This is a genomic window from Herbiconiux sp. VKM Ac-2851, from assembly GCF_013205105.1.
In the GTDB taxonomy this organism is placed as follows: domain Bacteria; phylum Actinomycetota; class Actinomycetes; order Actinomycetales; family Microbacteriaceae; genus Herbiconiux; species Herbiconiux flava.
Genome location: NZ_JABMLJ010000002.1, coordinates 882,922 through 898,932 on the forward strand (window position 1 = coordinate 882,922; position 16,011 = coordinate 898,932).

Annotated in this window: 14 protein-coding genes; 5 read left to right on the forward strand and 9 right to left on the reverse strand. The window is 70.5% G+C overall.

Going from position 1 to position 16,011, the window contains the following annotated elements; translation table 11 throughout:
- The first annotated feature begins 10 nt into the window (after positions 1 to 10).
- Positions 11 to 952: a Ku protein gene (locus HQQ85_RS10820; RefSeq protein WP_173182494.1), complete on the forward strand. Its 942-nt coding sequence runs from the start codon at positions 11 to 13 to the stop codon at positions 950 to 952.
- An 85-nt stretch (positions 953 to 1,037) separates the two neighbouring features.
- The gene (locus HQQ85_RS10825; protein WP_173182495.1) at positions 1,038 to 2,420 is read left to right on the forward strand and encodes a glycine--tRNA ligase; all 1,383 of its coding nucleotides are present in this window, start codon (positions 1,038 to 1,040) and stop codon (positions 2,418 to 2,420) included.
- Between the two features lie 219 nt (positions 2,421 to 2,639).
- Here the strand turns inward: HQQ85_RS10825 and HQQ85_RS10830 are convergent, their stop codons facing one another.
- Together HQQ85_RS10830 and HQQ85_RS10835 are read right to left on the reverse strand one after the other, a co-directional pair.
- Entirely contained in the window at positions 2,640 to 4,010 is a 1,371-nt protein-coding gene (locus tag HQQ85_RS10830) for an HNH endonuclease signature motif containing protein (RefSeq protein ID WP_173182496.1), read from the reverse strand.
- A 95-nt stretch (positions 4,011 to 4,105) separates the two neighbouring features.
- Entirely contained in the window at positions 4,106 to 5,986 is a 1,881-nt protein-coding gene (locus HQQ85_RS10835; protein ID WP_173182497.1) for an alkaline phosphatase family protein, read from the reverse strand.
- Between the two features lie 140 nt (positions 5,987 to 6,126).
- Between HQQ85_RS10835 and HQQ85_RS10840 the strand changes: the two genes are divergently transcribed.
- Complete coding sequence (locus tag HQQ85_RS10840; protein ID WP_173182498.1) at positions 6,127 to 6,882, forward strand: TipAS antibiotic-recognition domain-containing protein; 756 nt, start codon at positions 6,127 to 6,129, stop codon at positions 6,880 to 6,882.
- A 121-nt stretch (positions 6,883 to 7,003) separates the two neighbouring features.
- On the opposite strand, the gene HQQ85_RS10845 is transcribed toward HQQ85_RS10840, so the two are convergent.
- From HQQ85_RS10845 to HQQ85_RS10870, 6 genes are all read right to left on the reverse strand, one after another.
- On the reverse strand, positions 7,004 to 9,010 hold the full coding sequence (locus tag HQQ85_RS10845; protein ID WP_173182499.1) for a cell wall-binding repeat-containing protein: 2,007 nt from the start codon (positions 9,008 to 9,010) through the stop codon (positions 7,004 to 7,006).
- A gap of 23 nt (positions 9,011 to 9,033) precedes the next feature.
- Complete coding sequence (locus HQQ85_RS10850; RefSeq protein ID WP_173182500.1) at positions 9,034 to 9,573, reverse strand: TetR/AcrR family transcriptional regulator; 540 nt, start codon at positions 9,571 to 9,573, stop codon at positions 9,034 to 9,036.
- Between the two features lie 137 nt (positions 9,574 to 9,710).
- A complete protein-coding gene (locus HQQ85_RS10855) occupies positions 9,711 to 11,162 on the reverse strand; it encodes an MFS transporter (RefSeq protein WP_173182501.1) in 1,452 nt (483 codons plus the stop codon).
- 33 nt (positions 11,163 to 11,195) lie between these two features.
- Entirely contained in the window at positions 11,196 to 11,816 is a 621-nt protein-coding gene (locus HQQ85_RS10860; protein WP_254069311.1) for a hypothetical protein, read from the reverse strand.
- Positions 11,813 to 12,694 carry an endonuclease/exonuclease/phosphatase family protein gene (locus tag HQQ85_RS10865; protein ID WP_173182502.1) on the reverse strand — a complete coding sequence of 294 codons (882 nt, stop codon included), beginning with the start codon at positions 12,692 to 12,694 and terminating at the stop codon, positions 11,813 to 11,815. The genes HQQ85_RS10860 and HQQ85_RS10865 overlap by 4 nt, the downstream gene beginning before the upstream one ends.
- Positions 12,691 to 13,221, reverse strand: coding sequence for an N-acetyltransferase (locus HQQ85_RS10870; protein ID WP_173182503.1), 531 nt, complete (start codon positions 13,219 to 13,221; stop codon positions 12,691 to 12,693). Before HQQ85_RS10870 ends, HQQ85_RS10865 begins: the two co-directional genes overlap by 4 nt.
- Before the next feature lie 75 nt (positions 13,222 to 13,296).
- Here HQQ85_RS10870 and HQQ85_RS10875 point away from each other — a divergent pair, with 75 nt between their 5' ends.
- Positions 13,297 to 13,887 (forward strand): HhH-GPD-type base excision DNA repair protein, encoded by a 591-nt coding sequence (locus HQQ85_RS10875; RefSeq protein ID WP_173182504.1) that lies wholly within the window; start codon positions 13,297 to 13,299, stop codon positions 13,885 to 13,887.
- Here the strand turns inward: HQQ85_RS10875 and HQQ85_RS10880 are convergent.
- Positions 13,817 to 14,476 carry a YitT family protein gene (locus tag HQQ85_RS10880; RefSeq protein WP_173182505.1) on the reverse strand — a complete coding sequence of 220 codons (660 nt, stop codon included), beginning with the start codon at positions 14,474 to 14,476 and terminating at the stop codon, positions 13,817 to 13,819. The genes HQQ85_RS10875 and HQQ85_RS10880 overlap by 71 nt on opposite strands.
- Positions 14,477 to 14,537: 61 nt before the next feature.
- Between HQQ85_RS10880 and HQQ85_RS10885 the strand changes: the two genes are divergently transcribed.
- Positions 14,538 to 16,010 carry a PLP-dependent aminotransferase family protein gene (locus HQQ85_RS10885; RefSeq protein ID WP_173182506.1) on the forward strand — a complete coding sequence of 491 codons (1,473 nt, stop codon included), beginning with the start codon at positions 14,538 to 14,540 and terminating at the stop codon, positions 16,008 to 16,010.
- The last annotated feature ends 1 nt before the right edge of the window (position 16,011 follow it).

Consider the following 16,011-nt stretch of genomic DNA (forward strand, 5'->3'; position numbering starts at 1 on the left):
CTAATTGGGTATGAGATCGATCTGGAAGGGCGCCATCACGTTCGGCCTCGTCAACGTGCCGGTGAAGGTGTACAGCGCGACCGAGGATCACGACATCGCGCTGCACCAGGTGCACGACGCCGATGGCGGGCGCATCCGGTACCAGCGGCGGTGCGAGATCGACGGCAAGATCATCGAGTACCAGAACATCGCGCGGGCCTACGACGACGGGGAGCGCACGGTCATCCTGACGAAGGACGACCTGGCGTCGCTGCCCGAGGAGAAGAGCCGCGAGATCGAGGTCGTCGAGTTCGTGCCGAGCGAGCAGATCGACCCGATCATGTTCGACAAGAGCTACTATCTCGAGCCCGACTCGAAGTCGCCGAAGGCCTACGCGCTGCTGCGGAAGACGCTCGAGACCACCGATCGCACCGCAGTGGTGCACTTCGCGCTGCGGCAGAAGACGCGGCTGGCGGCACTGCGGGTGCGTGGCGACGTGCTCGTGCTGCAGACGCTGCTCTGGGGCGACGAGGTGCGGGAGGCCGCGTTCCCGGCTCTCGACGAGCCGACGCGGGTGTCGTCGCAGGAGCTCGACATGGCCATGTCTCTGGTCGACCAGTTCGCGGGCGACTTCGAGCCCGAGAAGTTCACCGACGACTACCAGGAGCAGCTGCGCACCCTGATCGACGCGAAGCTGGCCCAGGGCGACTCGGTCGACACCGACGAGACGTTCGGGCGCGAGCCGGGCGAGAGCGACGGGGGCGAGGTGCTCGATCTGATGGAGGCGCTGCGGCGGTCGGTCGACAAGAGCCGGGGGTCGAGTTCGGCGTCGTCGTCGTCGTCGCGGTCGGCGTCGAAGAAAGCGGATGCGGACGGCGACTCCGACGAGAAGCCCGCGGCCGCGAAGAAGGCACCGGCGAAGAAGGCTCCCGCGAAGAAGCCCGCGGCGAAGAAGGCCTCCAAGGCGTCCTGAGTTCGGGCGGCCCGGCGGCTCCCCGGTAGAATCGCTAGCGATCCAGCGCGAGCAGCCGGCCGCGCGGAGATATCCCGGAGCCTTCATGCCTGCATCCCGTCTCGATTCCGTCATCGCACTCGCCAAGCGCCGGGGGTTCGTCTTCCCGACCGGAGAGATCTACGGCGGCACCAGGTCGGCCTGGGACTACGGCCCCCTCGGCGTGGAGCTGAAGGAGAACATCAAGCGCCAGTGGTGGAAGTTCATGGTGCAGTCGCGCGACAACGTCGTGGGGCTCGACTCGGCGGTCATCCTGCCGCGCCAGGTGTGGGAGGCCTCGGGCCACGTCGAGGTGTTCTCCGACCCGCTGGTGGAGTCGCTGCACACGCACAAGCGCTACCGCGCCGATCACCTGATCGAGCAGTACGAGGAGAAGCACGGGCATCCGCCGGTCAACGGCCTCGCCGACATCCGCGACCCCGAGACGGGCCAGCCCGGATCGTGGACCGAGCCGCGCCAGTTCTCGGGCCTGCTGAAGACCTACCTCGGCGTCATCGACGACGAGTCGGGCCTGCACTACCTCCGCCCCGAGACCGCGCAGGGCATCTTCGTCGACTTCAACGCGGTGCTGAACAGCTCGCGGCAGAAGCCGCCGTTCGGCATCGGCCAGATCGGCAAGAGCTTCCGCAACGAGATCACGCCCGGCAACTTCATCTTCCGCACCCGCGAGTTCGAGCAGATGGAGATGGAGTTCTTCGTCAAGCCGGGTGAGGACGAGGAATGGCACCAGTACTGGATCGACCAGCGCTTCCAGTGGTACACCGACCTCGGCATCGACCCCGAGAACCTGCGGCTCTACGAGCACCCCAAGGAGAAGCTGTCGCACTACTCCAAGCGCACGGTCGACATCGAGTACAAGTTCGGCTTCACGGGCAGCAAGTTCGGCGAGCTCGAGGGCGTGGCGAACCGCGGCGACTTCGACCTCACCACCCACTCGAAGGCCTCGGGAACCGACCTCTCGTACTTCGACCAGACCACCGGTGAGCGCTGGACGCCGTACGTCATCGAGCCGGCCGCCGGTCTGACCCGGTCGCTGATGGCGTTCCTGGTCGACTCGTTCCATGAGGACGAGGCGCCCAACACCAAGGGCGGCGTCGACAAGCGCACCGTGCTGAAGCTCGACCCGCGCCTGTCGCCGGTGAAGGCCGCCGTGCTGCCGCTGTCGCGGAACGAGGCGCTGTCGCCGCTCGCGCGCACCCTCGCCGCCGATCTGCGCAAGAACTGGAACGTCGACTTCGACGACGCCGGCGCCATCGGCCGCCGCTACCGTCGCCAGGACGAGATCGGCACCCCGTTCTGCATCACCGTGGACTTCGACTCGCTCGAGGACAACGCGGTGACCGTGCGCGAGCGCGACTCCATGGCGCAGGAGCGCATCTCGCTCGACCGCCTCACGGGCTACCTCGCGGAGCGTCTCGTCGGCGCGTAGCCGCTTCGCCGTCCCCTCTAGCCCTTCCTGACTCGCTGACCGTACGGCCCGCCTGTCCGTTTCCCGGGGCGCCTCTGTAGGCGAGTTCACCGTGCAGAATCGCGTGCGACGCGCCGGCCTTGTCAACCCGGCCATGTCCATCGAGGGCAAGCGCGTCAGCGCGCGGCAGCCGGATGTGCTGCCGCGCGCTTCGCGCTTGCCTTCGGAAATGGTGGCTGGCTATGCGGCGGGTCGCTGGATGGTGCGTCGACGGGTGGTCGGAATCGGTGTCTGTTCCGTGTCGACCCACCTCGGCGGAATCAGATGAGGCACACCCTCGTGCATGGTTAATTTCCACGGCGATTTGTGCAGGTGTGAATGGTGGAAGTGGCAGAGCAGAACCCCGTTGTCGATATTAGTGCGGCCGGGCGGATGATCGTCCGAAACCCATTCGTTCGCATGATGTGTTTCGCAGAACGAGGGTGGCCTGTCGCAGCTGGGCCACACGCAGCCGCCGTCTCGGGCGGCAAGGGCCCGGTTCTGCGCCGCAGTGAAGAGGCGCTTCGTCTTGCCGTGGTAAAGAATCTCGCCCTTGTCGCCGAAGAGCGTCGTGGCGACGGGTGAGGTGCACCGCAGCTGAGCGACGGTGGAAGCGGGGACGGGCTGGTCGATGCCGTCGATCCACCCGACGCCCCGGCCCGCTTCGAGGTCATCGAGGGTCATGTGCACGTTGACCGTGGCGATGGCTCCGTTGATGCGGGGCATGTCGTCGGCGCCAGCGGCGCGGGCGATGAGTTCGGTGACGGTGTCGGCGTTCTTCTGCGCCTGAGTGCGGCCATCGGCGATCACGTATTCGTCCCCATCGACGAACCGCGGCCCCGTCACGCGCGGGCTCTGCATCGCCTGGATGCTCGACATCCAGACCCCGCCCTGCTCGGGCGCGAGCGCGAACGTCCCCCGGTACATCCCATCCGGTGCCTGCGCGATGGTCAGCGACCGCTGCATCTGCAGCACTTCGTCCCGCGGCTCGGCACCATCGGGGTCGAGCACCTCGCGGAGGTGAGTGGCGGCTCGAAAGGTCTCGTCCGCGGTCAGTCGGCACGAGAGGGTCTGGTCGACGAGAGTCTCCTCGGCGAGGCTCAGAACCTCGGGGGAGCATCCACGGTCGGCGAGCACCCCACACTGCTTCACGATCGCCGACGCCGCCTCGACCCCGAGCGCGCCCTCATCGAGCACGCGGGAGACCGCCGGGAACGGCGCCGGCCCCTCGCCCCCACCCAGCAGCACGGCACCACGAAGCTTCCGCCCGAGTTCGAGCCGGGCTTTGCACGCCCGCGCCGACGCGCCGGTGACCTTCGCGACGAGCGCGACAGGGCTGGTGAAGTTCTGCGACCGGCTGAGCCCCTCGTCGCCGAGCTCGGTGCGTGACCGCACCGAGACCTCGCCGGCGGCGTGGACCTGTCCCGCCGAAGCCAGCCGCCCGATCGCCTCGAAGTCGGCCATGGCCTCGAGCAGTGCCTCGTCGGTGAGACCCGCCATCCCGCTTATCGCTGCGCCCAGAGCAACACTGAGATCGTCGGCGATCTCCTTGAGCTGGGCGTCTGTTTCCATACTGAGATTCTGTCAGAAAACACTGATGAATGCTCGATTAGCTCGGACTGCGATGCCGATCGAAAGGGGGTCCGCGCGAGCCGAGCGGACGGTCGTCAGGGCGTAGAGGTGGAGGTCGACGTCGGGCTGGAAGCGGCGGTGGGCCGCGGGGTGCCGTCGACCCCGTCGAGGGTGCCGAAGAGCTGGCCCTGCGCGTTCTGCGTGGCCATGAGCGTGGCGTAGGCCTCGGCGTAGGTCTGCGGCTCGGCCTCGCCCTTCACGCCGAACTTCGCGATGAGGAGCCCCAGCAGCCCCTTCGCCGGGTTGCTGATGGGCTTGATGCGCTGCGCCTCTGACGTTCCGTCGAAGCTCACCTCCGGGTTCGGCGGCGAGTACTGCGGCATGGTCTGCGGCCAGGCCGACGCCGGGCGCGGCTCCTTCAGGTTCACGGCGTCGAACATGTCGCGCGAGGCGGCGTCGCGCCGGGTGAGCGGCTTCAGCCCGTGCAGCTTCGTGAGGGTGGCGATGACCGATCCGTGATCCATCTGCTCGTTCACGATCGTGTTCTTCGCCGTGTACGCGGAGATCGCGATGGCCGGCACCCGGCAGCCGAGGCGGTCGAAGGTGAAGTCCATCTCGCCCGGGTCGCCGGTCGACGGCGGAACGGCCGAGGGCGGCGGCACGTGGTCGAAGGTTCCGCCGTGCTCGTCGAAGGTGACGAAGAGCATCGTGTTCATCGCGTTCGACCCCGAGGGGGTGTCGCTCGTGCGGATGGCCGAGTAGACGGCGTGCAGCAGGGCATCGGCCGCCCGCGCATCCGACAAGGCGCCATCGATGACCACGTCGCCGTCGGCGGTGGCGTCGTCGCTCTCTCGTAGGGTGCCGTGCGGCGGGTGCATGTCGTTGTGGTTGTAGATCATGCGCGGCTCGATGAAGGCGTAGTCGGGCAGGTCGCCGTTCGCGACGTCGTCGTAGAACTGCTCCATCACACGGAAATGCGACTTCCAGTACGGCTCGAGCACGGGCGCGTGCAGCACCCCGGTCATGGAGACGAGCTGGGCGGCGTCGTAGTAGACGCGCCAGGTGAGCCCCGCATCCTGAAGCCGGTTGAAGATGGTGGGCGCGTCGGCCTTCGACGCGTCGAGCCACTTGTCGTAGCCGCCCTCGCCCTTGTTGGTGACGAAGCCGTGCGAGGTGGAGGCGTGGAAGAACAGGCGATTGCAGAAGGTCTGCGAGGGCACCGCGCTGTGCCAGTGGTCGAAGACGGCGAAGTTCTTGGCGAGCGTCGAGAACACCGGGAGCATCTCGGGCGTGAAGCCGCCCATGGCCGTCTCGTACTCCTTGCGGCCCGGCTCCTTCTTGTTCTTCGTGATCTCGCGGTAGTTGATGATGTAGTCCTCGACGAAGCCCTTCATGGTGGGCTCGTCGTTCGGGCCGGGCGCGTTGAACGGATAGCTCAGGCCGTTCGCGTGCAGGTCGCGGTTCTCGTCGGGATCGACGCGCTGGAACAGCTGCGTGTTGACGTGGGGGTACTCCTCGCCCGGGTCGGGGTTGGGGCTCTGCATGATCTCGTCGGTCGAGCCCGAATAGGGGCGGGCCTCGACCTCCTCGTCGATGCCGGGCACGGGGTTCGAGCGGCGGCCCTGGTGCAGGCCCTCGAACTTCTGGCCGGCCTTGAGCTCTTCGTTCTTGTAGAGCCAGCCGAGCACGTTGTCGAAGGAGCGGTTCTCGTACATCAGCACGACGAGGTGCTCGAAGCCGGGCTTCTGCTCCTTGGCCTCGGGCGCGAAGTCGAGATTCGACTCCTGCGCGTAGACGCCGGCGCCGATGGCCGCTCCGCCGAGGCCCGCGGCCGCTGCTCCGGCGGCACCCACGGCGGCGGCCTTGAGGAAGGCGCGGCGCGAGGCGACGGCACCCGCCGCATCGGGCGCTGCCGGGCTCGGATGCAGGGGCTCACGCTGATCGTCGTCGTGTCGACGGCGGCGGAAGGGGGCCATGATCCGACGTTACCGCCTCCGTCCGACACTCGGCAGACGGGGTGCAGAGGGTTCGCATCACGATCCCGTCTCGGGCGCTTGACCTTGACGCTGCGTCAACTCGTACAGTCGGTTGAACCGAGACGTGAGAGGAGCATCCGATGGACCGGTCGATCACCGAGGTCGCTCGCCTGGCCGGCATCACGAGCCGGGCACTGCGGCACTACGACCGCATCGGGCTCGTCGCACCGAGCCGCATCGGCTCGAACGGCTACCGCTACTACGACGAGGCGGCGCTGGTGCGGCTGCAGCGGGTGCTGCTGCTGCGCGAGTTGGGCGTCGGGCTGACCGAGATCGCCCGGCTGCTCGACGAGTCGACGGATGCTCCCGCCGCCCTCCGCCGCCACCTCGACCACCTGCGCCGCGAACGCTCCCGGCTCGACCGGCGGATCGTCTCGGTGCAGACCACGATCGACACACTCACAGAAGGAGGAACACTCATGGCAGAGACGATGTTCGACGGGTTCGACCAGACCCGCTACGAGGAAGAGGTCGCCGAGCGCTGGGGCGCGGCGGCGGCCGAGGAGGGGCGTGACTGGTGGGCCTCGATAAGCCCGGATGCGCGCGGGGCCTGGCAGGAGCGCCTCGCCGCCCTGAACGCCGATTGGCGTGCCGCGGCTGCCGCCGGTCTCGACCCGGCGGGGCCCGAGGCGCAGGAGCTGGCGCGGCGGCACGTCGCGTGGCTGGCGGGCATCCCTGGGACGCCCGGCGCGGGCGCCGACCCCGACCCGGACTACCTCCGCGGCCTCGGCGAGCTCTACGTCGCCGACGAGCGCTTCGCGGCGAACTACGGCGGCCCCGCGGGCGCCGCCTTCGTGCGCGACGCCCTCACGGCCCACGCCGCCAACCTCGGGTGAGGCGGCGTGGCCCGGCCGGCGCGGCGCGGCCCCACCCGCGCGGCCGACGTCGGGTGATGGCGGGGGCGATGGCTCATCCGTCCGAGCCTTACCAGGTGGGAGCGGGTCGCGGCCGTCGCTGCTATTCGTTCAGGATGGCGCGGAGCTGCGTGTAGACCGACTGGGAAACCGCGTTGGTGCCTCCGAGCACCACGATCCGCGCGGGATCCAGCCGACGGAGTTCGGCAGCGATCTCGGCCGGTATGGCGTCGTGCTGGACGAGCAGCACGGGGCTGTCGGTCGCCGCGGCGAGAGGCCCTCCGGCGAGGGCATCGGGGAACGTGGTGCCGGAGGCGATGTAGGCGGATCCGGCGCGCGCTGTGAACGTCGCCGCGGAGAGCGCCGCCGATGTCGCGAAACGATCGGCGCCGCTGACCCTGCTGGTTGGTGCGAGGGCCGTCAGCGCGTCGGCGACACTGCGCCCGACGGCGTTCTGCCCACCGAGCACCTCGATCCGCTTGGGCTTCAGGCGGGCCAGCTCGGCCAGGACCGAGTCCGGGATGCCGTCTCGACGCACGAGGAGCACCGGCCCGCTGTTCCGGCCGGCGATCGCCCCCGCGGAAAGTGCATCGGGGAAGTTCTCGCCGGACGCGATGTAGGCGACCGGGGCGTTCGCGCCGAACGTATCGCGAGAGATCGCGGCCGACACCTCGAACCTGTCCTGTCCGCTCAGGCGCGATATCGGTGCGTACGACCCGAGTTGACGCTCGACGTCTTGGCTCACCGCTGCTGTTCCCCCCAACACCACGATCTTCTTGGGCTGCAGTCGGGCCAGCTCGGCCCCGGTGCGTGACGGGATGTGATCGTGACCGACCAGCAGCACGGGACCGCCGCGGTAGCCTGCCGCGGCGGTCGCCGACAAAGCGTCGGGAAAGTTCTCACCCGAAGCGATGTAGGCCACCTCGACTCGGCTCGGGAATTCTGACGCGGACATCTCGGCCGCACTGGCGAACCGGTCTGTTCCGCTCCGGCGGCTGAGGGGAGCGGTCACGTCCAGGTCGAGAACGGACACGTACTGTGTGCCGTCGATTGCGTAGGCTCGTCGGGCCTCAGCGGCGACCGCGATGGCCTGCGCCGATCCTCCCAGGTGGGTCTCGGCCGAATCGGCCAGGAACCGTGTGGTCCTCAAGGTCGTGGTGTCGATCGCCGTGATCCTCTGACGCGTACTCCCGAGGTTGTTCGAGCTGACCCAGATCTGTCCGCCGACGTCGTCGAGGGTCACCGCGTACGGTTCGTCGTTGACGTCGAGTTTCAGCACCGCGACGACCGTGTTCATCGAGGTGTCGATGACCGAGACGGTACTGCTGAGGGTGTTGGTGACGAAGGCACGGTGAGCGGCCTGGTCTATGGCGATCTGACGCGGGCGGAAACCGATACCGAGGGGGCCCTGGGGGATGACGGCGACCACCGCGTTGGTCGTGGTGTCGATCACCGACACCGTGGAGTCCATTTGATTGACGACGAACGCGCGATCGAGCTCTGAGTCGACGGCGATGTCAGAGACCCCTGTTCCGATACCTGTCGCGGAGTCGTGCGGAATGACCTTCACCACCCGATTGGTGCTCGTGTCGACGACCGAGACGGACCCGGACGTGTAGTTTCCGACATAGGCGGTGGCTGCCCCCGGGTTCGTGGCGACGGTGACCGGACCGTCACCGATTCCCGTCGACGCATCGTGAGGGATGACCGCCAGCACTCGGTTCGTGCTCGTGTCGATCACCGAGACCGTGCTCGAGCCCGAGTTGGTGACGTAGGCGCGACGGGCCGATGCATCGACCGCGATCTCTCCGGGCCGATCTCCGATGTCGGAGGGGCCGTGCGGAACCGTCGCGATGACCCCATTGCTGGTCAGGTCGACGACGGCGACGGTGCCCGCAGACCTGTCGGAGAAGTAGGCCCTGTGTGCCGATTCATCGACCGCGACGCCCCCTGATGCGAAGGGCGCCCCCAGGTCGATGGTGGCTTCACCGGCGTTCACTGCCGACGCGGTCGGGACAGTCAGCGGTGCAAAGACTCCCCCTAGGACGAGAAAGACGGCGACTCCAGCGGCGCGATGATGACGATTCATCAGTAAATCATACCAGAGCAATGCTCAGTAGACGAGCAGGTCGACTACTCCGCGAGGAGGGTGGCGATGCGCTCGGCGAGCCGGCGGCGCAGGGCCGGCGGCAGCTCGTCGCCGCTGATAGCGTCGTAGGCCCAGAGGCCGTCGGCCGCGAGGCGCAGCACGAAGCGGTCGAGGGCCGCGGGGTCGGCCTCCGCCTCGGCGGGGGTGGGCGTCCAGCGGCGCTGCACCTCGTCCCAGAGGGCGGAGTCGGTGGGGTTCTTCGACGCCTCCAGGATGAGCGCGAGCTCCGCCGGGTTCGTCTCCTCCGACGAGGTCACGAGCGTGTAGGCCGCGATGCGTTCGTCGGGGGTGCACGCGTCGGCGGCCTTCCCTGCGGCTGACTCCAGGCGGGCGTCCCATTCCCGGGCGAGGTGCTCGTTGAGCGCGTGCACGAGGGCGCCGCGGTCGCGGAAGTGGTACATCATGCCGCCGCGGGTGAGGCCGGCCTCCTCGGCGGTGGCCTCCAGCGTCAGGCCGCGCAGGCCGTCCCGCGTGACGACCCGCACGGCGGCGTCGAGGATCGCGGTGCGGTTGTTCGGGCGCATGGTCCCTCCAGGGTAGACGAGCTCAGGATGCGCGGCCCGCGGCTGCTCGCCGGGCGACCAACCGCGGTGGTGGGTTCAGGATGCGCGGCCACCGCGCTCCGGTCACCGCCCGGTGCCGGCCGCCCGGCCGCGCCCGCTCAGTGCCCCGAGAGCGCCGACGCCGGGGTGTCGCGGAGCAGCCGCGCCGTGGCGAGCGCGCTCAGCGCGAGCACCCCCGCGATCACGAGCAGCACCGTGGTGAACGCCGGATCGGCGCCCGAGGCGCCCGAGGCGCCCGCGGCGCCCGAGGCCGCGACGGCGCCGACCGCCGACGGCGCATACGTCGACGTGATCAGCCCGCCCAGCACCGCGATCGCCACGAGCCCGCCGAGCTCGTACGAGACCTCTTCGACCGACGACGCCATGCCCGCGCGGTGGGCGGGCGCGCTGCCGATGATCGCGGCCGACGCCGAGGCCATCACGAAACCCAGCCCCATACCCGCGACGGCGAGCCCGGCCACGACCCCGCCCCAGCCGAACGCCATCAGCGGCGGCGTGATCGCGGCGCCGACGGCCGCGAGCCCGAGCCCGCCGGCGATCAGCGGCCGCGGCCCCACTCGGTGCAGCAGCGCCCCGGCGGCGAGCGCGCTGGGCAGCGAGCCGAGGGCGAGCGAGGCCACGACGAGCCCCGCGTTCAGCGGGCTGAAGCCCTCGACGCCCTGGAAGCGCTGTGCCGTCACGAGTTCGGCGCCCGCGATGGTGAACAGCGCCACGCCCGCCGCGAGCACGCCCGCGGACAGCGCCGGCCGCCGGAACAGCGCCAGGTCGAGCAGCGGGTACGGCAGCCGTCGCTGCCGCCGCACGAACAGTGCGAGCCCGGCGACCCCGACGACCAGGGCGAGCCCGACCACGACCCACGACGGCCCCGCCTTGGTCACCTCCTTCAGCGCCACCACGACGCCGGCGAGTCCGACCATGGCGAGCAGGGACGACACCAGGTCCCACGGCCGGCTGCGGTCGCCGGGCGTGTGCGGCGCCACGAACGGGGTCGCCACGAGCGCCGCGATCACGATCGGCACGTTGATCAGGAACACCGAGCCCCACCAGAACCACTCCAGCAGCAGCCCGCCGAGGATCGGCCCGGCGGCGGCACCGACAACCGAGACGCTGCCCCAGATGCCGATGGCGATGTTGCGCTCCCGCACGTCGGAGAAGCCGAGCCGGATCAGCGCGAGCGTCGCCGGCATCATCGCGGCCGCACCGACGGCGAGCAGCGCGCGGGCGCCGATCAGCACGAGAGGCGCGGGCGAGAAGGCGGCCAGCAGCGAGGCGACCCCGAACACGACGAGCCCGATCAGGAACAGCCGCCGGTGCCCGACCCGGTCGCCGAGCGTGCCGGCGCCGAGCAGCAGCCCGGCCATTACGAGCGGGTAGGCGTTGACGATCCACAGGCTCTCGGTGCCGGTCGCGCCGAGCTCGCGGGTGAGCGTCGGCAGGGCCGTGTAGAGCACCGAGTTGTCGATGGTGATGAGCAGCAGCCCGGCCGAGACGACGGCGAGCAGGATCCAGCGCCGCGACGACGAGGTGCGCGCGGGCGTGATGACAGACATGGAGACCTCCGGGTGAGGCTCCTAACTATACATTCATGAATGTTTAGTTTCAAGCGGCGAACCGAGCATCAGCACGCCGGGTGGCCGCAGGCCGAGCGGCAGGAACCGCAGCAGCACCCCGGCGACGAGCGCCCCGAGCCCGCCCACCGCCATGTCCCCGATCGTGTCGTCGTAGGCGACGAAGATCGACGAGCTGACGTAGGTCTTGCCGAGCCACTCCACCATCTCCCACACGGCGCTCGCCGCGAGCCCCAGCGCGGTGCACAGCACCAGTGAGGTGCCGAGGGTGAAGCTGCGCGAACCGGGCTCGACGAGCATCCCGAGCCGTGCGAAGAAGAGGTACGCCATCATGGCCACGACCCCGGTCGCCACGAAGTGCACGGCGATGTCCCACCACCAGATGCCCGTGTAGAGGTCGAACACGTTGCTCCAGGCGGCCACCAGCAGCACGAGCGAGTAGACGATGTCGAAGAGCGGATGCACGCCCACGAAGCGGGGCAGCACCACCCCCGGGAGCACCAGCGCCAGCACCCCGGCATCGGTCGGCTCCCACCAGACGAACGCGGCGACGACGCTGAGCAGGGCGAGCACCCGCACGGCGTCGGCGGCCCACTCGGCGGCGCCGTGGGGTGGGCGGAGGAAGTTCCGGATCACGGTTCGGGTGCCGGCACGGGCATCCGGAGCACGGCCTGCACGGCCAGGTGGTCGGAGCCGAAGCCACCGGCGTAGCGGTGCGGGTTGATGCCGGCCTCGATGACCTCGATGCCGGGCGTGGTGGCGATCCAGTCGATGCGCTTGCGGTCGAGGCGCGGGGTGCCGTAGTTCGGGAAGCTGCCCCACTCCGGCGTCAGGCGCGACGCCGCGATGGCGTAGGCGTCGAGTAGCTCGCCGTCGCGCAGCAGCTCCTGCAGGGGAGCGGTGGCCTCGCCGCTGTTGAGGTCGCCGGTGACCACGGCGGGCAGACCGCAGGACGCCACGATCTCGCGCACGGCACCCGCGGCGAGCACGCGCGAACGTCGCGAGAGGTGGTCGAAGTGGGTGTTCACGGCGACGAAGTGCGCCGAGGTGGCGCGGTCGCGGAAGATCCCCGCCACGAGGATGCGCGGCACGCGGTTGCCCCACCCCGTCGAGCCCGGCACGTCGGGTGTCGGCGAGAGGGCCTGCTGCGACCAGTCGAGCAGCTCGAGCCGCCGCGTGTCGTAGAACAGGGGGCAGCCCTCGCCGCCGCCGTTCGCCGAGCGCCCGTGACCGATCGAGCGGTAGTGCCGGCCCAGGCTGTGCCGCACGAAGCCGGCCGTCTGGGGCATCGCCTCCTGCGTGCCCAGGATGCTCGGCTGCTCGGCCTCGAGCAGCGCGGCGAGGTGCGGCCGCCGGGTCTCCCAGCGATCGGGGCTGTGCGGCATCACGTGCGCGACCGGCCGGCGGATGTTGTACGTCATCACGTGCAGCTCGGGCGGCGCTGTGGGGCCGACGAGCACCTCGCCGAAGGCGCGCCCGTCGCCGTCGCCGTCACTGCTGACGCCGCCGCTCATGCCCGCAGCTCCTTGCGCATCTCGAGCTCCTTGCGGCTCGGGTCGAGCGGGTACGGCAGCGTGACCCCGGTCTCCACGAAGCCGCGCTTGCGGTAGGCGGCGATGGCCCGGGCGTTGTCCTCGTGCACCTCGAGGGTGAGGGTGTCGCCGCGCCCGAGGGCCCACTCCTCGATGCGGGTGAGCAGAGCATCCGTCACCCCGGCGGCGCCGCGGTGCGAGGGGGCGACGTACACGCCGAAGAGGTAGGCCCCGGATGCTCCGGGCGGCACCGACGAGAGCATCGTGGCCACGAAACGTCCCTCGGCTGTCTCGGCGACCACGGTGATCGCGCGGTTCGACGACCCCTCACGGGCCTTCGCGCGCCACTCGGCCTCGCTGCGGCGATTCGCGTGCGCGAGGGTCTCGAGGTAGGCCAGCGGGGTGTCGGCGAGCATCTCGAGGCGGAGTCGGCGCACCTCGCGCCAGTCGGCCTCGACCGTGCGGCGGATCGTCAGGCCGGCGGGCACGGCGACCGCGGTGGAGAGCATGCTCCGACCCTAGGGCGTTCGGGCTGCGACGGCTCGCGGCTCGCGGCTCGCGCGCCCGGCGGTCATGATGGAGGCATGAGCCCCGCACTGCACATCACCGGAGACGCCGACGCCGACGAGCTGCTCTCGACCGACCCGCTCGCCCTGCTCGTGGGCATGCTGCTCGACCAGCAGATCGCCATGGAGGCCGCCTTCGAGGGGCCGAAGAAGATCCGCGACCGCATCGACGGGCCGTTCACCGCGAAGAACCTCGCCTCCTATGATCCGGATGCGCTGGTCGAGGTGTTCCGGCAGACGCCCGCCGTGCACCGGTATCCGGGATCGATGGCCGGGCGGGTGCAGGCGCTCGCCGCGGCACTCGTCGACGACTGGAACGGCGACGCCGCCGCGCTCTGGAGCGACGTGCCCGACGGGAAGGCGCTGCTGAAGCGGCTCGAGGCCCTGCCCGGCTACGGCGCGCAGAAGGCCCGCATCTTCGTGGCGTTGCTCGGCAAGCAGTACGGCGTGACGCCGGAGGGCTGGCGCAAGGCCGCCGGACCCTACGGCGAGGAGGGCTCGCACCGCTCGGTCGCCGACATCGTCGACGCCGACTCGCTCACACTGGTGCGCGAGACGAAGCGGGCCGCGAAGGCGGAGGCGAAAGCGGCGAAGGCGTCGAAGGGCTGACGGCCGCGAGCGCGACCTTCCGCCCCGCGAGCAGCGGCAGTGTCACCCCGCAGAGCGGCCCGATCAGCAGCGCGAACGCCAGCGTGCCGAACCCCACGTCGCCGCCGAGCAGCCAGCCGGCGCCGAGCACCGTCGCCTCGATCAGCGTGCGCCCGAGCCAGATCGGCCAGCCGAGCCGCGCGTGCAGCCCGGTCATCAGACCGTCGCGCGGGCCCGGCCCGAACCGCGCCCCGATGTAGATGCCGCTGGCCACCGCGAGCAGCAGCAACCCCGCCGTGAACGACAGCACCTGCAGGAGCAGCGAACCCGGGGCGGGCAGCAGCCACAGCCCGAGCTCCATGAACGGCCCGAGCAGCAGCACGTTGAGCACCGTGCCGAGGCCGGGCCGCTGGCGGAGCGGGATCCACAGCAGCAGCACCGCGATCCCGATCAGGTTCGTCAGCAGGCCGATCGAGAGCCCGGTGCTGCGGGAGATGCCCTGCGAGAAGACCGTCCACGGGTCGATGCCGATCGCGCCCCGGATCATCAGGGCCTCAGCGAAGCCGTAGAGCATCAGGCCGACGAGAAGGCGGAGCACGCGGAAGGTCATGGGTAGATCCAATCGCACGATTGGCCTCGACTCGCCATGCCAATCCCGCTAAAGTGGCGCCATGACTGACCCGCGCATCGGCACTCGTGGCCTCATCTCCCTGCTCGGCGACTGGCGTGGCACCTCGGCCGGGCCGTCCTATCTGGCGCTTTTCGACCGCATCCGCCTGCTCGTGCTCGACGGCCGCATCGCCACGGGCACCCGGCTGCCGGCCGAGCGCGACCTGGCGCAGGCGCTCGGCGTCAGCCGCACGATGGTGTCGGGCGCCTACCGCGAGCTGCGCGACGCCGGCTACACCTCGAGCGTGCGGGGCTCGGGCAGCATCACGCGGCTGCCCGGCCGCGCGCCCGTGACGGGCACCGACGAGTCGGGTGACTTCATCGACTTCTCCAAGGCCACCGCCCCCGCGCATCCGGCCCTGCACGGCGCCACCCTGCGCGTGATGGACGAGTTCGCGCGCGAGCTCGGCGGCACCGGCATCGACCCGTTCGGGTCGATGACCCTCCGTCAGGCGGTCGCCGACCGCTACACGGCGCGCGGCCTTCCCACGACCGTCGAGCAGGTGATGATCACGATCGGCGCCCAGCACGCGATCTCGCTGCTCGCCCGCACCCTGCTCTCCCGCGGCGACCGCGCGGTGGTCGAGCTGCCGAGCTACCCGCACGCCTACGAGGCGCTGCGGGCCGCCGGCGCGCGCTTCGTGCCCGTGACGGTCTCGGCCCGGGGCAGCGGCGCCGCGCCCGAGGGCCTGCACGGCTGGGACGCCGCCGGACTCGAGCAGGCCTTCGCCCGCACCAGCCCGACGCTCGCCTACCTGATGCCCGACTTCCACAACCCGACGGGCGAGTCGATGCCCGCCGAGCTGCGCTCGAAGGTGCTCGCCGACGCGTCCCGGCAGGGCACGCTCGTGCTCGTCGACGAGACCACGGCCGAGCTCGACATCGACCGCGCCGGGTCGTTCCTGCCGTTCGCGGCCTACGGCGACGCCGGCACCGCCGCCTCCGCCGTGCTGATCGGCTCGGTCGGCAAGACCGTGTGGGCCGGGCTCCGGGTGGGCTGGGTGCGTGCCGAGCCGGCGATCATCCGCAAGCTGGCGGGGGCGCGCTTCGCCGGCGACCTCGGCACCCCGGTGCTCGAACAGCTGATCGTCGCCGAGCTGCTGCGCGACTTCGACCAGGTGCTCGCCGGGCGCTCGGCGCAGCTGCGCGAGGGTCGCGAGACCCTGCTGCGGATGCTCGCCCAGAACTTCCCCACCTGGCAGGTGCCGCCCGTCGACGGCGGCCTCGCCGCCTGGGTGAACCTCGGCGCTCCCGTCAGCTCGCAGCTGGCGCTCGCGGCGCGCACGGAGGGGCTCCTCATCACGGCCGGCCCCCGCTTCGGCCTCGACGGCGCGTTCGAGCGCTTCCTCCGCGTGCCGATCATCCATCGCCCGGGCGACATCGAGCGCGGCGTCCACGCGCTCCGGGCCGCGTGGAGCGCGGTCTCCCGCGCCCCCCACTACGCCCCCACCGACCTGTACTCCGAGGTCGTCTAGC

What these genes read in the sequence shown, in the direction of transcription:
- HQQ85_RS10835 (WP_173182497.1), bottom strand. Translation starts at nt 5,986, where the DNA reads ATGGCCCCCTTCCGCCGCCGTCGACACGACGACGATCAGCGTGAGCCC.
- HQQ85_RS10825 (WP_173182495.1), top strand. Translation starts at nt 1,038, where the DNA reads ATGCCTGCATCCCGTCTCGATTCCGTCATCGCACTCGCCAAGCGCCGG.
- HQQ85_RS10840 (WP_173182498.1), top strand. Translation starts at nt 6,127, where the DNA reads ATGGACCGGTCGATCACCGAGGTCGCTCGCCTGGCCGGCATCACGAGC.
- HQQ85_RS10855 (WP_173182501.1), bottom strand. Translation starts at nt 11,162, where the DNA reads ATGTCTGTCATCACGCCCGCGCGCACCTCGTCGTCGCGGCGCTGGATC.
- HQQ85_RS10820 (WP_173182494.1), top strand. Translation starts at nt 11, where the DNA reads ATGAGATCGATCTGGAAGGGCGCCATCACGTTCGGCCTCGTCAACGTG.
- HQQ85_RS10850 (WP_173182500.1), bottom strand. Translation starts at nt 9,573, where the DNA reads ATGCGCCCGAACAACCGCACCGCGATCCTCGACGCCGCCGTGCGGGTC.
- HQQ85_RS10870 (WP_173182503.1), bottom strand. Translation starts at nt 13,221, where the DNA reads ATGCTCTCCACCGCGGTCGCCGTGCCCGCCGGCCTGACGATCCGCCGC.
- HQQ85_RS10865 (WP_173182502.1), bottom strand. Translation starts at nt 12,694, where the DNA reads ATGAGCGGCGGCGTCAGCAGTGACGGCGACGGCGACGGGCGCGCCTTC.
- HQQ85_RS10880 (WP_173182505.1), bottom strand. Translation starts at nt 14,476, where the DNA reads ATGACCTTCCGCGTGCTCCGCCTTCTCGTCGGCCTGATGCTCTACGGC.
- HQQ85_RS10885 (WP_173182506.1), top strand. Translation starts at nt 14,538, where the DNA reads ATGACTGACCCGCGCATCGGCACTCGTGGCCTCATCTCCCTGCTCGGC.
- HQQ85_RS10830 (WP_173182496.1), bottom strand. Translation starts at nt 4,010, where the DNA reads ATGGAAACAGACGCCCAGCTCAAGGAGATCGCCGACGATCTCAGTGTT.
- HQQ85_RS10875 (WP_173182504.1), top strand. Translation starts at nt 13,297, where the DNA reads ATGAGCCCCGCACTGCACATCACCGGAGACGCCGACGCCGACGAGCTG.